23 protein-coding genes are annotated in these 20,329 nt (G+C 54.1%); 16 read left to right on the top strand and 7 right to left on the bottom strand.

Annotation, left to right across the window (positions count from 1 at the left end):
- The first annotated feature begins 70 nt into the window (after nucleotides 1-70).
- The 10 genes from QT231_RS07470 (at nucleotide 71) to QT231_RS07425 (ending at nucleotide 7,958) form a co-directional block, all read left to right on the top strand.
- Nucleotides 71-1,228, top strand: coding sequence for a hypothetical protein (locus QT231_RS07470; RefSeq protein ID WP_308336287.1), 1,158 nt, complete (start codon nucleotides 71-73; stop codon nucleotides 1,226-1,228).
- On the top strand, nucleotides 1,221-2,381 hold the full coding sequence (locus QT231_RS07465; RefSeq protein ID WP_308336286.1) for an ATP-grasp domain-containing protein: 1,161 nt from the start codon (nucleotides 1,221-1,223) through the stop codon (nucleotides 2,379-2,381). Before QT231_RS07470 ends, QT231_RS07465 begins: the two co-directional genes overlap by 8 nt.
- The gene (locus QT231_RS07460) at nucleotides 2,381-3,394 is read left to right on the top strand and encodes an aromatic ring-hydroxylating dioxygenase subunit alpha (RefSeq protein WP_308336285.1); all 1,014 of its coding nucleotides are present in this window, start codon (nucleotides 2,381-2,383) and stop codon (nucleotides 3,392-3,394) included. The genes QT231_RS07465 and QT231_RS07460 overlap by 1 nt, the downstream gene beginning before the upstream one ends.
- Before the next feature lie 230 nt (nucleotides 3,395-3,624).
- The gene (locus tag QT231_RS07455; protein WP_308336284.1) at nucleotides 3,625-4,092 is read left to right on the top strand and encodes an RDD family protein; all 468 of its coding nucleotides are present in this window, start codon (nucleotides 3,625-3,627) and stop codon (nucleotides 4,090-4,092) included.
- 61 nt (nucleotides 4,093-4,153) lie between these two features.
- Nucleotides 4,154-4,537, top strand: a complete 384-nt coding sequence (locus QT231_RS07450) for a hypothetical protein (RefSeq protein WP_308336283.1) — start codon at nucleotides 4,154-4,156, stop codon at nucleotides 4,535-4,537.
- 10 nt (nucleotides 4,538-4,547) lie between these two features.
- Nucleotides 4,548-5,048, top strand: a complete 501-nt coding sequence (locus QT231_RS07445; protein ID WP_308336282.1) for a hypothetical protein — start codon at nucleotides 4,548-4,550, stop codon at nucleotides 5,046-5,048.
- A gap of 87 nt (nucleotides 5,049-5,135) precedes the next feature.
- Complete coding sequence (locus QT231_RS07440) at nucleotides 5,136-5,474, top strand: phosphotyrosine protein phosphatase (RefSeq protein WP_308336281.1); 339 nt, start codon at nucleotides 5,136-5,138, stop codon at nucleotides 5,472-5,474.
- 127 nt (nucleotides 5,475-5,601) lie between these two features.
- A complete protein-coding gene (locus tag QT231_RS07435; RefSeq protein WP_308336280.1) occupies nucleotides 5,602-6,228 on the top strand; it encodes a hypothetical protein in 627 nt (208 codons plus the stop codon).
- A gap of 273 nt (nucleotides 6,229-6,501) precedes the next feature.
- Nucleotides 6,502-6,888, top strand: a complete 387-nt coding sequence (locus QT231_RS07430; RefSeq protein WP_308336279.1) for a DUF6559 family protein — start codon at nucleotides 6,502-6,504, stop codon at nucleotides 6,886-6,888.
- Between the two features lie 173 nt (nucleotides 6,889-7,061).
- The gene (locus QT231_RS07425) at nucleotides 7,062-7,958 is read left to right on the top strand and encodes an SGNH/GDSL hydrolase family protein (protein ID WP_308336277.1); all 897 of its coding nucleotides are present in this window, start codon (nucleotides 7,062-7,064) and stop codon (nucleotides 7,956-7,958) included.
- Between the two features lie 375 nt (nucleotides 7,959-8,333).
- On the opposite strand, the gene QT231_RS07420 is transcribed toward QT231_RS07425, so the two are convergent.
- From QT231_RS07420 to QT231_RS07405, 4 genes are all read right to left on the bottom strand, one after another.
- On the bottom strand, nucleotides 8,334-8,996 hold the full coding sequence (locus QT231_RS07420) for an MFS transporter permease (protein ID WP_308336276.1): 663 nt from the start codon (nucleotides 8,994-8,996) through the stop codon (nucleotides 8,334-8,336).
- Nucleotides 8,993-9,889, bottom strand: a complete 897-nt coding sequence (locus tag QT231_RS07415) for an aldo/keto reductase (RefSeq protein WP_308336275.1) — start codon at nucleotides 9,887-9,889, stop codon at nucleotides 8,993-8,995. Before QT231_RS07415 ends, QT231_RS07420 begins: the two co-directional genes overlap by 4 nt.
- A 47-nt stretch (nucleotides 9,890-9,936) precedes the next feature.
- On the bottom strand, nucleotides 9,937-10,350 hold the full coding sequence (locus QT231_RS07410) for a hypothetical protein (RefSeq protein WP_308336274.1): 414 nt from the start codon (nucleotides 10,348-10,350) through the stop codon (nucleotides 9,937-9,939).
- Between the two features lie 62 nt (nucleotides 10,351-10,412).
- The gene (locus QT231_RS07405) at nucleotides 10,413-11,234 is read right to left on the bottom strand and encodes an aldo/keto reductase (RefSeq protein ID WP_308336273.1); all 822 of its coding nucleotides are present in this window, start codon (nucleotides 11,232-11,234) and stop codon (nucleotides 10,413-10,415) included.
- A gap of 204 nt (nucleotides 11,235-11,438) precedes the next feature.
- Here QT231_RS07405 and QT231_RS07400 point away from each other — a divergent pair, with 204 nt between their 5' ends.
- The 4 genes from QT231_RS07400 to QT231_RS07385 all read left to right on the top strand — a co-directional run bounded on the left by QT231_RS07400 (nucleotide 11,439) and on the right by QT231_RS07385 (nucleotide 14,721).
- Nucleotides 11,439-11,840: a hypothetical protein gene (locus QT231_RS07400; RefSeq protein WP_308336272.1), complete on the top strand. Its 402-nt coding sequence runs from the start codon at nucleotides 11,439-11,441 to the stop codon at nucleotides 11,838-11,840.
- A 9-nt stretch (nucleotides 11,841-11,849) separates the two neighbouring features.
- On the top strand, nucleotides 11,850-12,254 hold the full coding sequence (locus tag QT231_RS07395) for a VOC family protein (RefSeq protein WP_308336271.1): 405 nt from the start codon (nucleotides 11,850-11,852) through the stop codon (nucleotides 12,252-12,254).
- 682 nt (nucleotides 12,255-12,936) lie between these two features.
- Nucleotides 12,937-13,620, top strand: coding sequence for a DUF899 domain-containing protein (locus QT231_RS07390; protein ID WP_308336270.1), 684 nt, complete (start codon nucleotides 12,937-12,939; stop codon nucleotides 13,618-13,620).
- A gap of 336 nt (nucleotides 13,621-13,956) precedes the next feature.
- On the top strand, nucleotides 13,957-14,721 hold the full coding sequence (locus QT231_RS07385; protein ID WP_308336269.1) for an SDR family oxidoreductase: 765 nt from the start codon (nucleotides 13,957-13,959) through the stop codon (nucleotides 14,719-14,721).
- A 107-nt stretch (nucleotides 14,722-14,828) separates the two neighbouring features.
- Here the strand turns inward: QT231_RS07385 and QT231_RS07380 are convergent, their stop codons facing one another.
- Nucleotides 14,829-16,049, bottom strand: a complete 1,221-nt coding sequence (locus QT231_RS07380) for a cation:proton antiporter (protein WP_308336268.1) — start codon at nucleotides 16,047-16,049, stop codon at nucleotides 14,829-14,831.
- Between the two features lie 332 nt (nucleotides 16,050-16,381).
- On the opposite strand from QT231_RS07380, the gene QT231_RS07375 reads away from it, so the two are divergent.
- A complete protein-coding gene (locus tag QT231_RS07375; RefSeq protein WP_308336267.1) occupies nucleotides 16,382-16,597 on the top strand; it encodes a GNAT family N-acetyltransferase in 216 nt (71 codons plus the stop codon).
- 189 nt (nucleotides 16,598-16,786) lie between these two features.
- On the opposite strand, the gene QT231_RS07370 is transcribed toward QT231_RS07375, so the two are convergent.
- On the bottom strand, nucleotides 16,787-17,353 hold the full coding sequence (locus QT231_RS07370) for a manganese efflux pump MntP family protein (protein ID WP_308336266.1): 567 nt from the start codon (nucleotides 17,351-17,353) through the stop codon (nucleotides 16,787-16,789).
- A gap of 380 nt (nucleotides 17,354-17,733) precedes the next feature.
- Complete coding sequence (locus QT231_RS07365; RefSeq protein WP_308336265.1) at nucleotides 17,734-18,690, bottom strand: AraC family transcriptional regulator; 957 nt, start codon at nucleotides 18,688-18,690, stop codon at nucleotides 17,734-17,736.
- Nucleotides 18,691-19,139: 449 nt separating this feature from the next.
- Here QT231_RS07365 and QT231_RS07360 point away from each other — a divergent pair, with 449 nt between their 5' ends.
- The gene (locus QT231_RS07360; protein WP_308336264.1) at nucleotides 19,140-20,324 is read left to right on the top strand and encodes an efflux RND transporter periplasmic adaptor subunit; all 1,185 of its coding nucleotides are present in this window, start codon (nucleotides 19,140-19,142) and stop codon (nucleotides 20,322-20,324) included.
- Nucleotides 20,325-20,329 lie beyond the last annotated feature (5 nt).

Below are 20,329 nucleotides of genomic sequence, written 5' to 3'. Positions count from 1 at the left end.
AGCCGCGTGGTTACGAACGCGGCGTGCGTTGAGCCTCACGCCGGGGCAACTGGCTGCACGGCGAGCCAACATGTGGCGCAAGCTGCAGCCTGTCATCGCCCGTACGCCCGCACTAGCACGCTATGCCGGTCGCGATCTGGCTGAGTTTCCGGTCACTGAAATTGCGGATCTTCGTGCTGATTACGGCGCCTGGAACAGCCTAGGCATGAGCGATGAGGAACTGCGCGGGTTGGCCGCCGCCGCGGAGCAAGGCTCCGCCGTTGGCGAATTGTCGGCAGGCTGGTCAACTGGAACGGGGCGCGGTGCGCGAGGGTTGTTCCTTGCCAGCCCCGCAGAGCGTGCCGACTATATCGGCCAGAGCCTGGCTCGGCTGCTCCCAGCGCGTACCTTGCTCAAGCGCCAGCGGCTCGCCCTGCATTTGCGCGCCAGCAATGCGCTCTACAGCGATGTTGGGCGGGGGCGGTTTACGTTTGCCCATTTTCCCCTTGAAGCATCGATTAAACAGAGCATTGCGGAATTGGCGCACTTCGAGCCGACGATCCTGATCGCACCGCCGCATCGGCTGGCCACTTTCGCAGCAGCAGGGGCGCATTTCTCCTCGCTGCAGCACCTATTTTGCGGCAGCGAGCCGACTAGCGAAGCTGAGTGCGACTTTATCAATGAGCGGTTGGGGGTAAGGCCACGCCAAATATACCAATCGACCGAAGGGTTTCTGGCCACTGAGTGTGCGAACGGCCGGCTGCATCTTAATGATCATGCAATGGCTATCGAACTTGAGCCGGTTCCCGGCACGCCCGGCTATCGTCCGATTATTACCGATCTCCGCCGCACCAGCCAACCGATTGTCCGTGTGCGCGGCGATGATTATCTTGAGTTAGATCCTCACACCTGCCCCTGCGGTTTCGCGGGTCGCGTCATCCATGCGCCACAAGGTCGAGTGAACGACATTTGGCGCTTTGAGGGTCTCACCGTTACTCCACCCCAGGTGGTAACGGCGCTTGAGGCGGTGCTGGGGGGCGACAAGATCTGGCAGGCCGAAGCAGGGCCTGAGCGGGTTGTGCTTCATCTGTCGCCGCCCTGCCCAGCCTCGATCTCTACCCCGAGCGCAACGACTGCTGCTCGGGCGCTGAGCCAGGCATGCGATTTACCGGTGCCGGTTGAGGTCTTTCATGATCTAAGCGCGTGGAGTGGCCCCAAGCGCCGTAAAGTGGTGTGGCGCGATGGCTAGACGCGTGCTTATCACCGGCGCCCGGGCAGCTGCCGCGCTGGATATTGCCCGGGATTTCGCCGCTGCGGAATGGGAGCCGCATCTGGCGGATAGCGTACCGGTGCGCATGGCGCGCTGGTCGAAAGCCCCTGCGCGGGTTCACCGCTATCCCGCGCCACGGCAGCAGGGCGAAGCCTTTCGCGCACGTATTGTCGAGCTAGTCGATACCTTCGGTTTCGAGCGGGTGGTGCCGACCTGCGAGGAGGTTTTCCATCTTGCGGCGCCCGCCCTTCAGTGCCGATTGGGTGAGCGCCTGTTTGTGCCTAACCTTGCTACGTTGCGCCTACTGCACGACAAGCTCGCCTTTGCGCACCACTGCAGCAAATGGGGCCTGCCCGTACCGGAAAGCCACCCGATAGATTGCGTAGCAGACCTGGCCCGCTTCGCGAGCAGAAGTCGCGATTGGGTGTTCAAGCCGCGTTTTAGCCGATTTGGTGATAGCGCGCTGGTCGCCCCTGAAGCGCGTGCGTTGGCCGCCATTACACCCAGCCCTGACGCGCCGTGGATGGCACAAGCGCGTATCCGCGGCGAAGAAGTCTGTTTTCATGGCGTGGCGCATCGGGGAGCGTTGGTCGCCTTTGCTGCCTACCGTTCCAGCTGGCGCCTGGCCGGAGGAGCTGGCTATGCTTTCGACCCTGTCGCTGACCACCGTCGCGAAACGCTGCGCAAAATGGCCGCCCGCATGGCGCAGTGTGCCAATATTCACGGGCAGTTTGCCTGCGATGCAATGTTCGATGAAGCGGGTGCTGCCTACGTGCTCGAATGCAATCCACGCGCGACCAGCGGTGTGCATCTGCTTACTGGCGCAGGTCATCTTGCTCATGCCATAGGGGACGGGGTAGCCGCACCTGAGGCTACGCCAGGCACTCTTTATCTTGGCCCAGCGATGGTCGTATTTGGCCTGCCGCAGGCGGTGCGTGGTGCGCGTATGCGCGATTGGTGGCGCTGCGTTGCTACTGGCCGTGATGTGGTGTCTCGGCCTGGCGATCGCTGGCCTTTGTTTGGTGCGCTTTGCGACGCCGCCTCCTTCTCCCTGACGGGTTTCAAACACAATATTTCGACAAATGCCGCCGCCACTTACGATCTCGAGTGGAATGGTGAGGAGCTGCCTTAATGACATTTCCCCAGTCAGTCCGTGATGCCTGGCACTTGGTTGCCTTATCGAAAGACCTGAAACGTGGCAAGGCGCAAAAAGTCATGTGTTGCGGTACACCGATTGCGCTCTTTCGCAGCGAAGAGGGGATGGGTGCCTTGGTCGATCGCTGCCCGCACCGCAATTACCCGCTTTCCGAAGGGCGTGTGCATAAAGGAGCGCTGGAGTGCCCATACCACGGCTGGCGCTTCGCAAGCGATGGAACCTGCACCGAAGTGCCCGGTTGTCTGGTCGATACGACCCATGATCAACGGCTCAAGGCCGATGCACTGCGCGTGGTCGAGCGGCACGGGGGAGTCTTTGTGGCACTTTCTGACGCGGCACCCGCCGAGCCAGCGTTACCTCCTGACTTCGGTAATCCTGAACTCGATCATTTCTGGTGGCAACAAGGCACCTGGGCGGGACGCGCCTACGATGCGCTTGAAAACGTTATGGATCCGTTCCACACCAATCATCTGCACCATGGTTTTATTCGTCGCCGTGATCGACGCTTGCCAGTGGAGCTGATTGTTACCAGCTACGGTGACGGAATCGATATGGCAATTGAGCAAACCCAGCCCGATTATGGCCTGATGTCGCGCTTTTTGGAGCGTGATCGCTCGCGCAGTGTCTCGCGCTATTATCCGCCCACTATGGTTCAAGCGCGGTGGGAAGGTGAAACCAAGTTGACGTTATGTGTCACCGCCATTTTCACGCCAGCAACGGAAAGCAGTTTCACGCCTTTCGCGCGCTTTTCGACACCTAAGGGTATGGCGCCAAGCTGGCTTAAACAGGCGGCCATTCGGTTGTTCCTGACCCCAGTGGTCTCGCAGGATCGTCGCGCATTAGAGCGCCAGCACGAAGTTATGGCTCACTTCGGCCAGCCTAAATTCATCTCTGGGCCTGGCGATATTCTCAAAACCCGATTACATCGCCTTTGGGTGGGCGAGCAGTTAGAGCCCGGCATCGATCCAATCGTTGAAGTAAGGCTTTAGCTTGATCGCAATGGAAGTCCGTTGTTGGATTTTTATCATAAGCTGTTGTCTGCAAGTTCGTATGTAACGGTGCTTCAGACTCAATGTTCTCGATATAAGAAGTTAAGAAGGGAATAATGGTGCTAATTTTTCTTTGATTTAATGTGTGTTTTGTATAAAATATAGCTAATGTATTAGAGGTGCTTCGTCAAGAAGATGAGCTGTCGATTGTTTTAAGGGAGGAGTGAAAGGTGAAACAAGAGAGTTTTGAGTATGTGGGGTTTTGGGCTCGTGTCGGTGCATCCATTATTGATGCTATTTTATTAATGCTAATAACTTATCCTCTGTTAGCTGTCCTTTATAGTGGTACTACTAATGTTAGTCAGAACAGCCTGTATCTGATAACAGCCGATATTTTTATATCGTGGATTTTACCTGCAGTTGGTGTAATCGTTTTCTGGTGTGCTAAGCAAGCAACGCCAGGGAAAATGGCTGTATCTTGTAAAATAGTTGACGCTTCTTCAAGGGAGCCAGCAAGTCGCGGACAATTGATCGGTAGGTATTTTGCCTACACCATTTCGGGTATTCCATTTGGCCTTGGATTTTTGTGGGTAGCTTGTGACGAGCGAAAGCAAGGCTGGCACGACAAATTGTCTGGTACGATGGTTATACGCCAAGCGGCATCTAAGGATATGGTCTGTGATGAAGTGGATCGTTAAGCGAGTATGATTTAATAATGGTTGTAACATGTTAAGATTTATAAACAAGTAGCTGAGTTCTATGCCTATGAGTATCGTTGTTTTTTCGATCGTATTGTTCTTGGCTCCAGTAATTGTTTGTGTAATGAATAATAACCTCTATTCTGGAAGGCTAAGAAGTGTGCCTATATCTGCCATATCGGCAGTGCTTGTTTATCTGTTCATTCTCGGTAGCGTTACATTCATTGAATTAAAGCTTGATGCCGAAATGACAGCTTTCGATCTCAATGGGGATGGAGTTTTCTCGGGTAATGAGATAACACCAGAACAAGCAATGCATCGGGTGATAGCGGATACAGGCAGAACATTTGCACCAATAACCGGAGCAGTATTTTCTATATTTTATTTTTTAGGAGTGTGGTTGTTGCTCGTTATTATTAAATTATTGGTCAAAATGAAAAATTAAGGTCGTATCTATGAGAAGTGTTTTTTTATCTTTTTTATTTGAGTTGCAAGGGGTTCTTTATAAGGCCAGGGAGCAATTTGTAGGAGTAGGGTTTAAGTTATCTAGTCGATTTTATATCTTGTTTAAGAGTGAGCCAGTGTGGAATGTTTCTGCAAGTCAATTGTTTTTATATCCTAAAAGTAGCTTAGGTTTTCATCTGGGGAGTTTTTTATTGAAAAACAAATTTGAGCCACAGCCACGTTGCGAGGATCATGACGTTTTTCATGTTTTGACTGGTTTTTCTACAAATGTGGCTCAAGAAATAGCGATGCAATATTGGCTCTGGGGTAATGGTAAGCGCAGCATTTATTCGACTCTTGCGATGTTTGTAGGGATCGTTTTTTATCCTGATCAATATAGAGTGTTTTTAAATTCCTATCGTCAGGGGGGGAGGTATATGGCTATACATGATATTGATTATCAAAAGAGGTTGCTATCTCCTGTTGCGAACTTTATGCCTAAGTTAAAATAAAGCGGCGAGCAGAAGTGGTTGATAAAAAATAAATGGATATGGTTTAGTTGGCTTAAAAGCTGAGGCACTGAAAACCAAGGAAAATCTATGAATCTTCTGTTTATTTGCAGCGAAAATAGGCTACGGAGCCCGACGGCTGAACGTGTCTTTTCAGCTTACCCCAGTATTCAAGCAATCGGAGCTGGAACAAGTTCGAGTGCTAAAACGCCCGTTTCTTGGCGCTTAATTGAGTGGGCTGATATCGTCCTGGCGATGGAAAAGAGCCACCGGGATGAAGTCGCCAAGACGTACGGGGAGTTACTCAAGGGGAAGAGACTAGTCTGCCTGGATATTCCCGACCACTACGAGTTGATGCAGCCTGAACTGATCACCTTGCTCAAAGAAAGGGTTCCAGAGTATGTGCGGTTGTCGGCAGTCGAGACATAGCCAGGAGCCGGTGCGCCTTAGGATTGATAGTAGCGCCGACGAGTCGCACACCGTTCACTTCAGGTTTATATGAAATTATACTTATAAAAATCCTGGTTTTTTAATGCTATGGTAAGGTAAAGTTTACTTGATTAACCAGAGCCATAACCGGGAGGGAAGCATGTATCGAATATTGATTGTTCTATGTATTTTTTTAGCAGGCTGCACCACAAAGCTGTGGGAGCCCAAGCCTGAGAGAGTGATGGCCGTTGATGGCTTCTACGTTAATAAAGAAACGAACGATTTAGTGGTCACCACGCGGCGTGAAGCGTTTTTATTTCCCTCTCAGCAGCAACTTGGCCAGGCGCTGATGCTTAGCCGAGAAGTTGAGTTTCTTCCCGAATTTAGCGGCTTCTCGCTCTCTAGCGCCAATGTGGTGACCGGCAGCATTAAGCTCACATTGCATGAACAGAACCCTTCAGCCGAGCTTGTCAGTCAATTAACCGCATTGGGCTTTACGAAAAATCCTGTCACGAATAACTTCCTGTTGATACGCGAGATTAGGGGTGAGCGATATACCATTGAAGGAAGTTTGCCGCTTGAAAAGCTAGAAAACGAGTATCAAGTCAGTATGAGCATGCCCAGGGGCCCCATCGATACAGCCGGGCGTGTTATCGCAACGCCTGTTGCCATTACATTTGATGCGGCCGCAACGGTCGTGGCAATTCCTCTCTTCGCACTCTTTGCGGTGTCACAGGGTTTGCTTGGGCCATGAGTAAACAGAGCGTCTTAACGAGCTCACAGGGGAAGTTTAAAAACAGCTGCCTATAGAGTCAGACTAATGCCTAGGCTTTTTCTGAACAGTCGGCGTGCGCAGGCCACGCAAGGCCACAATCTACAAAGAAGAATCGGATTCGCGTGCGAGTTTATGGATTGTCAATGAGTTCTTTGATTGGACTCGTGCACTAACCGATTCTTATCGCCGTATGGCTAAGCGTAATAATTAACCAGAGGTTCCCTGGTATTTATTAAAGAACGGAGGTTAAGGGTGGGACTATTCGATAACTTCAAGAAGAAGCGTGCCATTAAAGGCTACATAGAGAAACTGCCTAACGTTTTGGTCAACGATTATGGACGCCAGGAATATTACACGCAGCTGCAGGTAAGGCGGAGTATTGAGCGCGCGGGGCTAAATAGCCAGCATCAACACTACGCGCTGGCGATGTATGCCAATCGTCCTGAATTTGTCGTTTATCAGAGCGAAATACATGAAAATTTCAGCTATGAAGAGCTGCGTGAAGAGATCGGCGGTGTCTACTTTTCGGGTAGCACTGAGTTCAACTGTTCAAGCGTGATAACAGCGTCAGCGAGTTTTGGAGGTGATGCGTCTAGCATCGATTGTTCGGGCGGTGGGGGAGATGGCGGCAGTAATTAACGAAGATGCCAAGTTGAAAGATTGTGGTCGTTTCGAGTGGAACGTACTTGACTGGAATGAATCGGCTATTCAGTTTTATGAGTCAGTAGGCGGGCTACCGTTTGGCAGGTAAAGCGCTCAATGACTCTGACTCCATTGATTTCTGGCCGCTCCGGCCCGAGGGGCAGTTTGAGTTGTGTGTCGACGGGCAATGCTATTCCCTGGCGATACCCAAGAGCGCCACGGAAATCAGTTTTGATCTACACAGCGGCAAGACTCATCAGCAAGGCGGTGGCATCAGCATAGTGCGTTTTGATGATTTGCCAGAGGGCGACAAGAAGGTCGAGATCTGGCTGCCTTACAACGAAACCGTTGAACTGTTCGACCTGCGCAGCGATGCTGAATTGCTGACCGATGCCGAATCTGACCAACCCACCTGGGTGCATTACGGCAGCTCCATCAGTCAGGGCTCCAATGCCGCAGGCACCTGGACGGCGCAAGTGGCGATGCAGACCGGGCTTGATCTGGTCAATCTCGGTTTCAGCGGCAGTGCTTTGCTGGATCCCTTTATCGCTCGGGTAATTGCCCAGAGCGAAGCTGACCTGATCAGTTTGAAGCTGGGTATAAACCTGGTAAACAGCGATGTGATACGGGCGCGTGCCTTTGGGCCTGCGGTGCTGGGGTTCCTGGACGTGATCCGTGACCGGCAACCGGATACGCCGCTGTTGGTGATATCACCGCTGTATTGCCCGATTCACGAAACCACCCCGGAGCCGGGCGCGTTCGATGTCCAGGCGCTGGCGCAGGGTCAGATTCGCTTTCAGGCGACGGGTAACGATGAGGACAGCGCGACCGGCAAGCTGACCTTGCAATCGATCCGTGCTCAGTTGGCCGGGTTGATTCACCGGCGGATGAGCACTGACAAACATCTGTTCTATCTCGACGGTTGCGAGCTTTATAGTTCGGACGATTATCAGCGCTGGCCGCTGCCGGATGCGTTGCACCCCGGTTCGGAAGCGCACCAGTTGATAGCGCAGCGGTTTATCGAGCGGGCACCGGCGACGGGCTGGGCGCGATCGAAGCTCGGATAGAACGACTGCACTACGGTAACCGTTTGGGACGGCTCAAGCTTTCTGGGCAGGCACTAATCAGCGAAATCAATGACTCTGACCCCATTGATTATCGCCTTGGGATTTCGAAAAGGATGGACGCGACCTCACACATCCGCCTTTAAACACTTCAAGAATGCACTGCGGGGCGTGGGGGGAGCTACTAAAGGGAAAGTGGCTAGTCTGCCTGGGTATTCCCGATCACTACGAACTCATGCAGCCCGAACTCATCAAGTTGCTTAAGGAAAGGGTGCCGGAGTATGTGCGATTATCTTCCGTTGGAACATAGCGAAGAGTCAGGCTGAGCGCGGCACGCAGCCGATTTGCCTGCGCGTCAACGGCACCAGTGCTGCGTCGCTATCGCTTGGATCCCCAAACCAACCCAACCAGCGCAATCGCCAATACGGCGAACAACACGGCGCCGCCCGTCGAATCAAGCGCCTGCAGTGTCAGCCCTGAAACCACTAGCCAGAGCGCTGGGATGATGGCGGCGATCCAGAGCGCGAGCCCACGAAGCATAATAAGCACTAGCCCCAGCGTGGTAACCGCCGTGGGGTCGGCGTGTATGCCGAACACCTCCGCCTGGTACCAGGAACCGCCGCTCATCGGCGCCATCAGCGGCATTACTATCAGACCGAAGAGGGTGATGGTCATGCCTATGACGACGGGTGGGCTTGTATGGCTCGGTCTTTTATCTATTCCCCATCCCGTTAGCGTCATCACTACCAGCAGTACGGCCTGGCAGATGAAAGCGTAGCCAACATAGCCCCCGGCCCAGTTGAGTTCTGCATATCGCTGAAAGAAAAATGTGACGGCGACAAAGGCCCAGACCGGCGAGGGCAGCAGGCAGGCGAGTCGCGTGCTGTGTCTTAGTGCCAGCGCAAGGGTCGCGGCGCCAAGGGCGAGGGTCAGCAGATGCAGCGGCCAGAAGGTTTCGCCCATGCGCTCCAGCAGGCGGAAGTAAACCTCCGCCGTGAAGGGAATAAAGTCCTGCAGCTGGTAGCTTGTCCACGCGTTCATAGCGACTCGATATAGTCGGCCATCCGCTGCCGGGCGTCGGGCGAGGGCATGGGGGTGTGGCCGGCGCGCATGTTTTCGCGCATGTGCTCGACCTGGGTAGTGGCGGGTACCGCGCAGGTGATGGCCGGGTGGCTGACGATAAACTTCAGCAGAAAGTCCGCCCAGGTATCGCAGCCGCATTCCGCGTTTGCCCACTCGGGCAATGGCGCGTTGCGGCGCTTGAGGTTCTTGATCAGGCTGCCGCCATCGTAAGGCCGATTGGCGATCACGCCGATGCCCCGTTCATCTGCCAGGGGCAGTAGCCGGTTTTCCGCTTCGCGGTGGGTGATGTTGTAGGTGAGCTGAACGAAGTCGATGTCCTCAGACGTCATGATCTGCTCGATCTCGCTGTGGCGGCGCCCGTGTGAGGTGGTAATGCCCACATGGCGGATGATTCCTTCGGCTTTCATTTCCTGCAGCGCGGCCAGGTGCTCGCGCCAGTCGGTCAGGTTATGTACCTGCACCAGGTCGAAGTGCTCAACCTTCCAGCGCTCTTTCAGCTCTGCCACCTGCTCACGGGCTGCGCCCCCGGCGGGGCTCCAGACCTTCTCGGCGGAAAACAGGCTTTCGGGCGTGCCGAGCTCTTGCAAGGCATAGCCCATCACATCCGGCGCCGAGCCATACATGGGCGAAGAGTCGATCAGGCCGCCGCCAAGCTCGAAAAATGCTTTAACCACCTCGGTGCGGGCATTGAGCAACTTCGGGTCGCTGCCAACGTTGAACGTACGCCAGGTACCCATACCAATCACGGGCAGCTTTTTGTCACTCCCCGCAAAGGTCTTTCGGTGGATCCCGCCGGTGTTGGCGAGCAACGGTACACTTGGCAGCATCATGGCGGCTAGCGTGGCACCCATGAGCTTAAGGCTTTGTCTGCGCGTGATGCGATACTTGATGGGATGGCTCATAGCGATCGCTCCTTCCGGTTTTTTTGAATCGGCACCGTGGCAGCCAACACCAGAACAAAGCATGTCAGCACAAATACCTTATTAATAAACCAGTTGGTGCGCCAGATCGACCACTCAGGGTCGCCGAGAAAACGCACGAACAGGGTGCAGATGATGAGGATTTCAATCACGGACATGCCCACCGCTAATGCACGCGTATAGCGAGGCTGTTTGAGCAGCGCCCAGCCTAGCCAGACGTGCGCCAGTGGCCATAGATCCCAATAGATATACCGCGCCCAGTGCTCCCCGTATGCCAGCGCATAGCCAACGGGGAACAGGTATTTGATGAACAGCGTCCACGCCGCGAGGATAAACAGCAGGTGGGCGAGAAAGCGGATCCAGGCATTGGGTGGTGGGGCGGGCAGTGTCATGACAGCGCTCCTGTCCGGGGCCGTTGGGGCCTGAGATGTTTTACGCCGCTGATGGCTCGTCCTCACACCATCTTCAAAGAGTGCTTGCGCGTTGCTGGGGGATAGGCGGCGTCGATTTGTGCCAGATCATCGTCGTCGAGTCTGACGGTATCTGCCTTGGCGTTCTGTTTGAGGTGATCCAGATTTACGGCTTTAGGAATGGCAATCACACCGGGGTGGCGCAGTGCCCAGGCGAGGGCGATTTGCGCGGTGGTGGCGCTGTGTTTGTCGGCGATGCGTTGCAGGATGGCATCATGCAGTAGCGCGCCGCCTTGCCCGATCGGGCAGTAGGCCATGAGCGGCATGTTGTGTTGTGCTTGCCTGGGCAGCAGGTCGTATTCAATACCGCGTGCTTCGGGGTTGTAGAGCACCTGATTGGTGGCGCAAGCGGGCGCGTCGAGCTCTGCCAAGTCGTCAGTATCGAAGTTCGATACGCCCCAGCGCAGGATCTTACCCTGCTCGCACAGCCGCTCAAAAGCTTCCACTGTTTCGCTCAACGGATACTGGCCGCGCCAGTGCAGCAGGTACAGATCGATAGTGTCGGTGCCCAATCGGCGTAGGCTGCGCTCGCAGGCGGCTTGAACACCCTTGGTGCTGGCGTTGTGCGGGTAGACTTTGCTGACCAGATAAACCTCATCGCGCCGACCGCGGATTGCTTGGCCAACGACCTCTTCCGCGCCGCCCTCGGCATACATCTCTGCGGTATCGATCAGTGTCATGCCCAGATCTAAACCTTCACGCAGCGCCCTGACCTCAGCCTGCCGCTGCCCGGCATTCTCGCCCATATGCCAGGTGCCCTGGCCTATACGGGGTACACTTACTCCACCTAGCTCGATTTTCTGCATGTCTAAATCCTCTGCTGTGATGCTATTCCAACTCATGTTCATTAAGCGCAGGAACCGTCCGAAGGGGTATAAGCTACCAGAATACTGCGAATCCTCTAGCCTTCAGGCGCTAGAGGCGTATTGAGCAGCCACTCATCATCTGTTTCACCAAGCGCTGAGCGTGGCACATGCCTGGTTGCAGCGCTGAATAAAGGAAGCGATAGCATGAATCCTATTTCAAATACATACACATCAACAATTGCGTCGCGTGCATTTGAGGCAGTCTTTGATGGCACTCGACAACAAATACGTCTTGAAATTGGCCACCCCGTTCAGGACGTTGACACTGTCGCTGGGAAAGACTGGCGATGCCCTGTTCGCGTACTCGTCGACGACAATCAAGTGTTTATTAAAAATGCATGTGGAGTGGATTCCTATCAAGCGCTAGCTTTGGCAACCAACCAGCTGTCGGGCATTGCATTGCACCGGGCAGCTTCTGGTTCTCAAATATTTGAATTTCTTGGGCAGCCCATAGAGATCGAGTCATTGCTACAAATTACCCAACAAGGCAATGCACCAGACGCCCTGACGGGCATTGGTGAGCTCAAGCATCGTACAGATAGTTGAGGGGGGAAAATGAAATTCATCGTAAACATTGATGTAGAGGATCTTGGGAAAGCAATTACCTTCTACGAGAACGGGCTCGGTTTGCAGCTCATTCGGCGGCTATTTGGCGGTACGGTTGCAGAAATGGGGGGCGGGCCTGCCTCCATTTACCTGATTGAGCAGCCTGATGCGAGCGTTGCGGCCCCAGGCACCTCTCTCCAACGTGATTACAGGCGGCACTGGACGCCAGTGCATCTGGATTTCATTGTTGAAGATATTGACGCAGCAGTCGAACAGGCAGTTTCGGTGGGTGCTGTCCAGGAAGGAGGAATCAAATCTTTTGATTGGGGGATGCTTGTGACAATGAGCGATCCATTTGGCAATGGGTTCTGCCTGCTAGTGTTTGCTGAAGGTGGTTACGATCATGCTGAATAATCCCCTGTACCTGTAAATGACTACAACGCGTTCCGCGTTTCATTGGCGTTACGAGGTTGGCTGAACCCTACCTAGCGATTGTTCTGAAAAAGATGGTCGTTAAGAGCCTGCTGTTGTGTGGGGCTAACGGCAGCAATGGGTGATATTGCTTCAAAAGATGTCGCGGTTGAGTGAGCAAAAGGCCAACTAGCAAAGGAACACGCAGCTTTATTGGGCTACGCTAAGCAAGGTTACCTCGGAAATATTGAGGATTGATGGGACGAGAAGCAGGGGGAGGCCAAAGCGCTCACCTGTTGTCTGCGAAAATCTATTGAGGCGTGTCTTGGTATCTGGCAGCGAGAAGGGTCTGACGATCAGAATGAATATTGCTGAAAGCAGTCACTTATCACGGCGTTATTATTTTCGAATCAGGCGCCATTGTTATTTACTTGGCGACCAGTTCACCCATGCAGACATTCTCGTGGTTGCTGCATTAAGTCAGGTACCGCATACAAACCTTCTAGATATGTTCCCGAATGTGATTTCCGGCTTAACGCGCTGCCGCGACCGGCCACCGTGGCATAAATTCCTTGGTGCTTACAATCGCCGCTTGGCCGTGTCAGTAGCCTTTACCGTCTTGGCTAAGACCTTTAGTGCTGGTGCGACGCGAAGTCACCCATGAAATACACAGGAGAGTGGGGTAATGGCAACCACTAAACAGCCGCTACCAAGTATCGTATCTTCAGAAGAGTGGGAATTAGCGCTGGATCAGCTTCTTATAAAAGAGAAAGCGTTGACCCGAGCACGCGATGCCTTGAGCGCTGAGCGTAGAAAGCTACCCATGGTGAAAGTAGACAAAAACTACGAATTCCATGGCGACGAAGGCCCCATATCCTTCCTCGAGTTGTTCGCTGGGCGTCGTCAACTCATTGTTTATCACTTTATGTACGCGCCTGAATGGAAAGCGGGGTGCGACGGGTGTTCGTGGGTTGCTGACGCCATGACTCACCCAGCCCATCTGCATGCGCGTGATACCTCGCTGGTGATGGTGTCACGCGCTCCCTTAGAGAAAATTCAGCAGTACAAAACGCGTATGGGTTGGACGACTCCCTGGTACTCCTCTTTTGAAAGCGACTTTAATTATGATTTTGGGGTGACGACCGAGGAGGGGGAAAGGCACGGCGCCAGTGTATTTCTCCGCGACGGGGACGACATATATCGCACTTATTTTACCGGGGCGCGTGGAGTCGAATATTTAGGTAGCTTCTGGACGTACCTGGATTTAACGCCTTATGGTCGCCAGGAAACGTGGGAAGACTCTCCAGAAGGCTGGCCTCAGACGAAGCCCTATGTATGGAACCGCCGCCATGACGAGTATGACATTTAAGCATCCAGAAGCTCGCCGGGATAGCTACAGCCGCGGTAATCTTTTCCGCGCCCGGACTTCTTCCAGCTTGCACTGTTACGACTCGTCTTAACCGCTACTTCGAACAAGCTCCTGCTTCTCGTGTTTAGCAACACGAATTTCTTTTACGGTGGCTATGCCGATGCCCACGAACTCAATGGCACCCTAAACCGCACCCACAACGACCAGTGTGCTGAGCACTAGCGTCTCAACGAAATCTAGCAAGTTTCGGGTCGGCGCTAGGTAAACGACTTCTTATGATCTTCGCTGTTGATGGGGAGTTCTCCCTATCTCTGAACAGTGATGGAGGTCACAAAAATGGGTGCACTCGAAAATAAGGTCGCCATTGTTACTGGTGCCAGCGCAGGTATTGGCAGAGCAACCGCCCGGCTTTTCGCTAAGGAAGGGGCTACTGTAGTGGTAGCGGCCAGAAGAGAGTCAGAGCTGGGGGTATTGGTCGACGCTATACAAGAAGAGGGCGGCCAAGCGTTAGCGGTTGCTGGCGATGTAGGTGATGAGCATTTTGCCAGAAAACTCGTTGACGAGACTCTAGCGCGGTTTGGTCAGTTGGACGTGGCGTTTAACAACGCAGGCATTTTAGGCGCGATGGGGCCGGTGCCCGAGATGTCATTGGCCGAATGGGATCAGGTAATCACAACCAATTTAACGAGCGCTTTTCTGGCAGCTAAGTATCAATTGCCTGCCATGGGGTCGGCTGGCGGTGGCTCGTTAATTTTTACTTCGACATTTGTTGGCTATAGCGCAGGAATGCCAGGCATGGCGGCTTATGCGGCCAGCAAAGCAGGGTTAATCGGGCTGACGCAAGTGCTCGCTTGTGAATATGGCCCTCATAACATTCGGGTAAATGCATTATTGCCGGGGGGAACGGATACCGCTGCCGCGAGAGAGTTTGCCAACACCCCCGAAGCATTAGCATTCGTAGCCAACCTGCATGCAATGAAGCGAACGGCAAAACCTGAAGAAATTGCTCAGTCCGCACTTTATCTGGCTTCAGATGCCTCCAGTTTTACTACCGGTTCTGCGCTGTTGGTAGACGGAGGGGTTTCAATAAATCGTGTTTGAGAATGGCGCATGCCTACGAAAAGAGAGTGCTGAGCCATAACACTTCGCTGCTGGAGGGCAAATTTATCGCAAAGCGCAGCGTTTTTGTCTCGCTGCGGCTTTGCTCTCTAATGCTGCCCATAACGGCGGCCGTAGTACTTCGCAATCGGTGCGGCAGTCATGCCATGCACCACCAGCGAGGCGGCCACCAGCAAACTGGCACCGATCCAAACCGTTTCATTACCGGTCTTGTGGTAGACCAGCATGGAGTAGAAAACCGCCGCCACGCCGATGGGCCCGAACCAGCCAGCCAAGAGTGCTACCGGTAGATCCCGCCAAAGCCGGATGGCGGGGCGTAACAGCAATATCACCGGTAGGCGGCGTAGCGCCAACACTGTCACAGCCAGCCCTACCCCGGCCCAGCCAAGGTTCAGCCAGCCCGACCAGGGGATCATCAGTCCAACCAGCATGAAGACCGGTAGGGTGAGGAGCAGGTTTACCGCTTCCTGAATTTCGCTCTCCTCACTGCGGTCTTTGCCGTCAACCTGCTGATCGAAGGCAATGCCGGTGGCAAACACCGCCAGGATGCTGTCTGTACCCAGAAGTTTGGCGGCACCTAAGGCCAGCAAGGTCAGGGCCAGGGTAGTCACCAGGAAAGAGGGCTGGTCGATCAGGTTGCGGGCCTCCGCCGCTCGCAGGGCAGCACCGGCTAGGTAGCCCAGCAGGGCGCCGGCCGCAACCGCCCCCAGCACTTGCCAGCCTAGAACGTGGACAAACCATTCCTGTAACGCTGTATCTGAACTTTTGATCAGTAGAATCGGTAACATGACGAGCGGAAAAGCCAGACCGTCGTTAAGGGCGGCCTCAGCCGACAGGGTATGGCGGAAGCGGCTAGGCAGATTATCGGTGGCCACTCCACCCGTCACTATTGAACTGGAGACTACCGGGTCAGTGGCACAAACTGAGGCTCCCAGCATGAGCGCGGTCATTAGTGCCACATCTAGGAACCCCAGTGCCAGCCCGCTGCTTATCAGCCACATCAGGGGCATCCCGAGCCCTAGAACCACAGTCAGGGTTCGGCCATGGTCGAACACGAACCGTGGTGGCAGACGCAGGGCGATACCCATGAGGCTGATTCCCAGACTCACTCGTGCCACCTCCTCCAGGATTTTCATCTCATGGCCCCAGTTGGCGGGGTTTAGCCAACCCAATACGGGGCCTGCCAATACCCCGAGCAGGAATGCCAACAAGGGCAGCGACAGAATGCTTCGATTCAACAGCCGGGAAACCATCCCAATAACCAGAACCGTGGCGCCAACGAGCGCCAGGGCGATGTTGAATTCACCCACGCTTTAATCCTCTTTCCGGGTTACGACGCAAGAAAGTCCAATAGAACGTTGTTAGTTTGGCCCCCATGTTCAGGACTTCAAGGGCTGTCGTCAAAGTTGTTCGGCTGGACGCCTATTCAGTCGAGTCCTTGCTGATTATGTTGAGTGGATTTTTAGCAGTACTTTCGCTAAGCCTAGAAGAGTGTGGCAATGCCTGAACAGTTGTTTTATCCGGCTATTGAAACCGAACGTTTGGAGTTGCGCTCATTAGTGCCAAGTGATTCAAACAGCTTGCTAGATATATTTTCCGACCAGAGGTAATACAATATTGGAACACAGCACCTTGGGCGGGTATGCAGGACGCTATGGATTTCGTGAATAGCAGCAATGACTCCATGCGGCGTCAGGAATCACTGGTACTGGGGGTATGCCTGAAATCGACAGGTGAACTGGCCGGGAAGTGCATGCTGTTCAGCTATGACAAGGGCTCCAGACGTGCTGAGATTGGTTTTGGTTTAGGCAGCTCATTTTGGGGATGGGCTATATCAACGAGGCTGGAGAAGCACTGATTCAATATATTGGGCTCAACTTGGTAGGCTCTATAAGGAATAGTTCAAAATCCGAGAGTTTGTAGGCAACAACGTCAGTTGCTGAGCGGCTTCCCGACGGAATGCTTGAGCAAGCACAGTCTGCGTTTACGCAAGGTATGAATAAGAAGGAATTCTAGGCTTAAAAGAGGCCATGAATACAAATGAGGGTTAAGCATTAAAAAAACCCGTATGCTCCGCCAAAACCGCTAAGCCAATCCCGATTAACACAACACCACCCATAAGCTCCGCCCAATGGCCGACAAACTTACCGAGTTTATGGCCCAGCAGGGCGCCGATAGAGGCCATTACCGTAGTAGCTAGGCCGATGGCTAGGCTGGTGGCGATAATACTGGCATCGATAAAGGCAAGGCTAGCACCAACGGCCATGGCATCTAGGCTGGTGGCCATTGCCGTGAGTACCAGTAACCAGAGTGTTTGTTTGCGATGCTCTATTTTGTCTTCTTTTTTAAGCCCGGTGTAAATCATATGCAGGCCTATGGCGGAAAGCAGGATAAAGGCCACCCAGTGATCCCAAGCTTGCACATACTGCTGCGATGCCTTTCCCGCTATCCAGCCAAGAACGGGAGTAATTGCCTCAATAATGCCAAATACCAGGCCTATACCGATAGCATGATGGAACCGGGGTTTTTGCAGCTCTGCGCCTTTGCTGATAGAAGCGGCAAAAGCATCCGCCGACATGGAAACGGCCAGGAATATTAGGGCAATCGGCGTCATGGAGTATGAACTCGCTCGCAGGGAAAGTACCGCACTTATTGGATCACGGGTATGGTAATAAATTATACCCGAGTGTAAAGATAGGGTATTTAATGGCGATGAATCCTACCATGTTTTATTAAACAAGCAATATGGATTTTTAAAAATAAAGTTTGCTTTGGAGAATTAATATAGCCTTGGCTAACAATGTGTGTATATGCTGATTTTCTTGGTTTTTAATATTTTTATGGGGGTATTGTTGTATTTAATTTAACTTAATGCTGGGCTGGTTAGGTGTTTGATATAGTTTTAGCTTACGGGTTATAACGTTTTGAACGTTGTTATCTGGCTGGTAGAAAATAAATAGATGCCAATCCACGCAGGCAGTTTACGAAAAAAGCTCAGGCGGGCAGCGATGCCTCCCGTGCCCCTCGCAACTGGCTAACGTCAGCGCGAGGTGGGGCGCCAAACATGCGGCTATATTCGCGGCTGAAGTGGGAGGGGCTTTCGTAGCCCACCCGGTAGCTGGCGGTGGCTGCTTCCAGCCCCTCGGCCAGCATCAGCCGCCGGGCTTCGTGAAGGCGCAGCTTTTTCTGGAACTGGAGCGGCGACATGCGAGTGACCTCGCGGAAGCTATGGTACAGGGTCGATTCGCTCATATTGGCAGCGGCCGCTAGCTCGCGGATCCGCAGAGGCTGAGTAAAGTTCTCCTTGAGGGTATAGATAACCCGCGCAATTCGGTTTGCCTGGGAATCCGTGGCAGCGAATCGGCGCATCCGTGGCCCCAAACCTCCCATCAGCGCACGGTAGATCAGCTCTCGCCGGGCCAGCGGTGAAAGCACCTTTATATCTTCCGGAGAATCCAGCAGGCTCAGTAGTCGGTAAAGCGCTTCCTGCATACGTGCATCCATGGGTGCCGAGCTAAGACCACAATCCATCTCGGAGCAGATGGCCTCGTGGCCCGCTGGCGGCGCTTTATCGCCCAGCTCCAGTATTAACCCGGCCACCTCTTGGGGTTCCACCGAGACTTTGACAGCCAGGTAGGGCTGCTCAGGGGTCGCGTGGTCAATCCTGCCCAACACCGGTAGGTGAATGGCGCTTGCCATGTAACTCGGCCCACTGTAGACGATCTCCTTGTCACCCAGTTGCACGGTCTTGCTGCCTTGAATGACAAAGCAGATGCACGGTTCATATACCGCAGAGCAGTAGCTGGTGGCGGAATCGGCGCGTATCAGTTGCACTTCGGCAATCGCCGTATCCTGAAGCTCCTCCAGGGGCGTCCAGCGCCGAGCGATTCTGCTCAGCTGTCGCAGCGTGTCTGACGAATGGCTAGCTTGCATGGGCAAGATATCGGTCAATGGTTCTCCTCCCTAACAGCTCGCAGTATATGCCTTCGCTGCGTAAACCGAAGGCTCTTTCAGTTGTGTTTGCAGAATCAGGCAAGCACCGCGCAGAAACCAGCAACCTGAGCCTTTTGTCACCTAACGGTCATTATGCCTCAACACCAAAACAGCGCGATATTTCAGCTTCCCGCTTTGTGAAGCCTTTCACTGCTCACGACAGAATCAGGCAATCTTCCCGCAGGAATCCGATACCCTCTACGCTTCCGCACACCCTATGGTAGTCAACCTCTGGTAGGTGTTTCGCATTTAGCTCATTCCTGCCAGTCCGCCAGCCCTCCCTACTACAACAAAAATCACTGTCGATTCTGGCGCTACTCAAACGACTAGAAGCTGACCGCTAACGCGGTACGCAATAGATCACCAACGCGGCTATCGGTCTCCGATAGCCATTGGAGCAAGTCATCATGAGAAGTCTGATACAAGATGTCCGGTTGGCAAGCAGCCGGGCGATGATTCTGTGCCTGCTGGTCATAGTATTGCTGACCGGCTGTGAGGCCAAGAGTGAGGAAGCGGCGGCACAGCAACCCCCGCCGCCTCCAGAGGTGGACGTGGCGGAGATGGTGGCTCGACCGGTGGTGTTAAGTGAGTCGTTTACCGGACGCGTGGAAGCGGCGGAAACGGTTGAGTTAAGGCCCCGGGTCAGCGGCTATATCGAGGAAGTGGCATTCGAGGAGGGCGAACTGGTGGAGGAGGGGGAGCTGCTGTTCCAGATTGACCCTCGCCCCTATCAGGCGCGCGTCAGCGCGGCCCAGGCTGAACTTGCCCAAGCCAGAAGTCAGAGTGCCCAGGCCGCTAGTGAAGCTGAGCGGGCCCGGGTATTGCTGGGGCGCCGAGCCATCTCCCAGGAAATCCATGACCAGCGTCAGGCAGCCCTGAACAATGCCCGCGCCATGGTCGATGCCGCCGAAGCCGCGCTGGATACCGCCGAGCTTGACTTGGCGTATACCCGTATTACTGCACCCGTCAGTGGTCGCGCCGGTCGGGCCATGGTGACCCGAGGCAATCTGGCTAACGCTGACCAAAGCCTGCTGACCACTCTTGTCACTATCGACCCTATCCACGTCTACTTCGAAGCGGACGAGCAGGCCGCCTTTGCCAGCCACGCACTGATGGTGGACGGCGAGAGCAGCCTGAAGATTGAGCTGGGCGGCGATCAACAGCGCCAATACACGGGCACGCTGGACTTTATTGACAACCGTTTGAACCCCGGTACGGGCACTCTGCAGTTCCGGGCGCTGCTGGCCAATGCTGATGGTCGTATACGGCCGGGGGAGTTTGCCCGAGTTGAGGTACCGATAGCCCGTTTGGAGCAGGCGCTGCTGGTGGATCGCAAGGCGATCCTGACCGATCAGGATCGTCGTTACGTCTATGTTATTGATGATGACAACCGTGCAGAGCGTCGCCAGGTGGCCACCGGCCGTCAGATGGGCGAACAGATGGTGATTACCGAAGGGCTTAGCCCCGGTGACCGGGTGATCGTCAACGGGGTGCAAAAAGTGTTCTTCCCCGGTATGCAGGTAAGCCCGCAAAGCGTAGCTACTGCGTCGGTTGAAGATACCCAGCCCACCCTTGCGATCCGGGAGGAGTAGAACAC

The sequence above is a fragment of the Halomonas sp. SpR1 genome, assembly GCF_031010175.1.
Classification (GTDB): Bacteria; Pseudomonadota; Gammaproteobacteria; order Pseudomonadales; family Halomonadaceae; genus Vreelandella.
This window is presented reverse-complemented; position numbering and strand designations above follow the sequence as displayed.

Excerpts from the sequence above, each read along its gene's own strand:
- QT231_RS07470 (WP_308336287.1), top strand. The coding sequence starts at position 71 with ATGTGGCGCAAGCTGCAGCCTGTCATCGCCCGTACGCCCGCACTAGCA.
- QT231_RS07465 (WP_308336286.1), top strand. The coding sequence starts at position 1,221 with ATGGCTAGACGCGTGCTTATCACCGGCGCCCGGGCAGCTGCCGCGCTG.
- QT231_RS07460 (WP_308336285.1), top strand. The coding sequence starts at position 2,381 with ATGACATTTCCCCAGTCAGTCCGTGATGCCTGGCACTTGGTTGCCTTA.
- QT231_RS07450 (WP_308336283.1), top strand. The coding sequence starts at position 4,154 with ATGCCTATGAGTATCGTTGTTTTTTCGATCGTATTGTTCTTGGCTCCA.
- QT231_RS07445 (WP_308336282.1), top strand. The coding sequence starts at position 4,548 with ATGAGAAGTGTTTTTTTATCTTTTTTATTTGAGTTGCAAGGGGTTCTT.
- QT231_RS07440 (WP_308336281.1), top strand. The coding sequence starts at position 5,136 with ATGAATCTTCTGTTTATTTGCAGCGAAAATAGGCTACGGAGCCCGACG.
- QT231_RS07420 (WP_308336276.1), bottom strand. The coding sequence starts at position 8,996 with ATGAACGCGTGGACAAGCTACCAGCTGCAGGACTTTATTCCCTTCACG.
- QT231_RS07415 (WP_308336275.1), bottom strand. The coding sequence starts at position 9,889 with ATGGGTGCCACGCTAGCCGCCATGATGCTGCCAAGTGTACCGTTGCTC.
- QT231_RS07410 (WP_308336274.1), bottom strand. The coding sequence starts at position 10,350 with ATGACACTGCCCGCCCCACCACCCAATGCCTGGATCCGCTTTCTCGCC.
- QT231_RS07405 (WP_308336273.1), bottom strand. The coding sequence starts at position 11,234 with ATGCAGAAAATCGAGCTAGGTGGAGTAAGTGTACCCCGTATAGGCCAG.
- QT231_RS07400 (WP_308336272.1), top strand. The coding sequence starts at position 11,439 with ATGAATCCTATTTCAAATACATACACATCAACAATTGCGTCGCGTGCA.
- QT231_RS07395 (WP_308336271.1), top strand. The coding sequence starts at position 11,850 with ATGAAATTCATCGTAAACATTGATGTAGAGGATCTTGGGAAAGCAATT.
- QT231_RS07390 (WP_308336270.1), top strand. The coding sequence starts at position 12,937 with ATGGCAACCACTAAACAGCCGCTACCAAGTATCGTATCTTCAGAAGAG.
- QT231_RS07385 (WP_308336269.1), top strand. The coding sequence starts at position 13,957 with ATGGGTGCACTCGAAAATAAGGTCGCCATTGTTACTGGTGCCAGCGCA.
- QT231_RS07375 (WP_308336267.1), top strand. The coding sequence starts at position 16,382 with ATGCAGGACGCTATGGATTTCGTGAATAGCAGCAATGACTCCATGCGG.
- QT231_RS07370 (WP_308336266.1), bottom strand. The coding sequence starts at position 17,353 with ATGACGCCGATTGCCCTAATATTCCTGGCCGTTTCCATGTCGGCGGAT.
- QT231_RS07360 (WP_308336264.1), top strand. The coding sequence starts at position 19,140 with ATGAGAAGTCTGATACAAGATGTCCGGTTGGCAAGCAGCCGGGCGATG.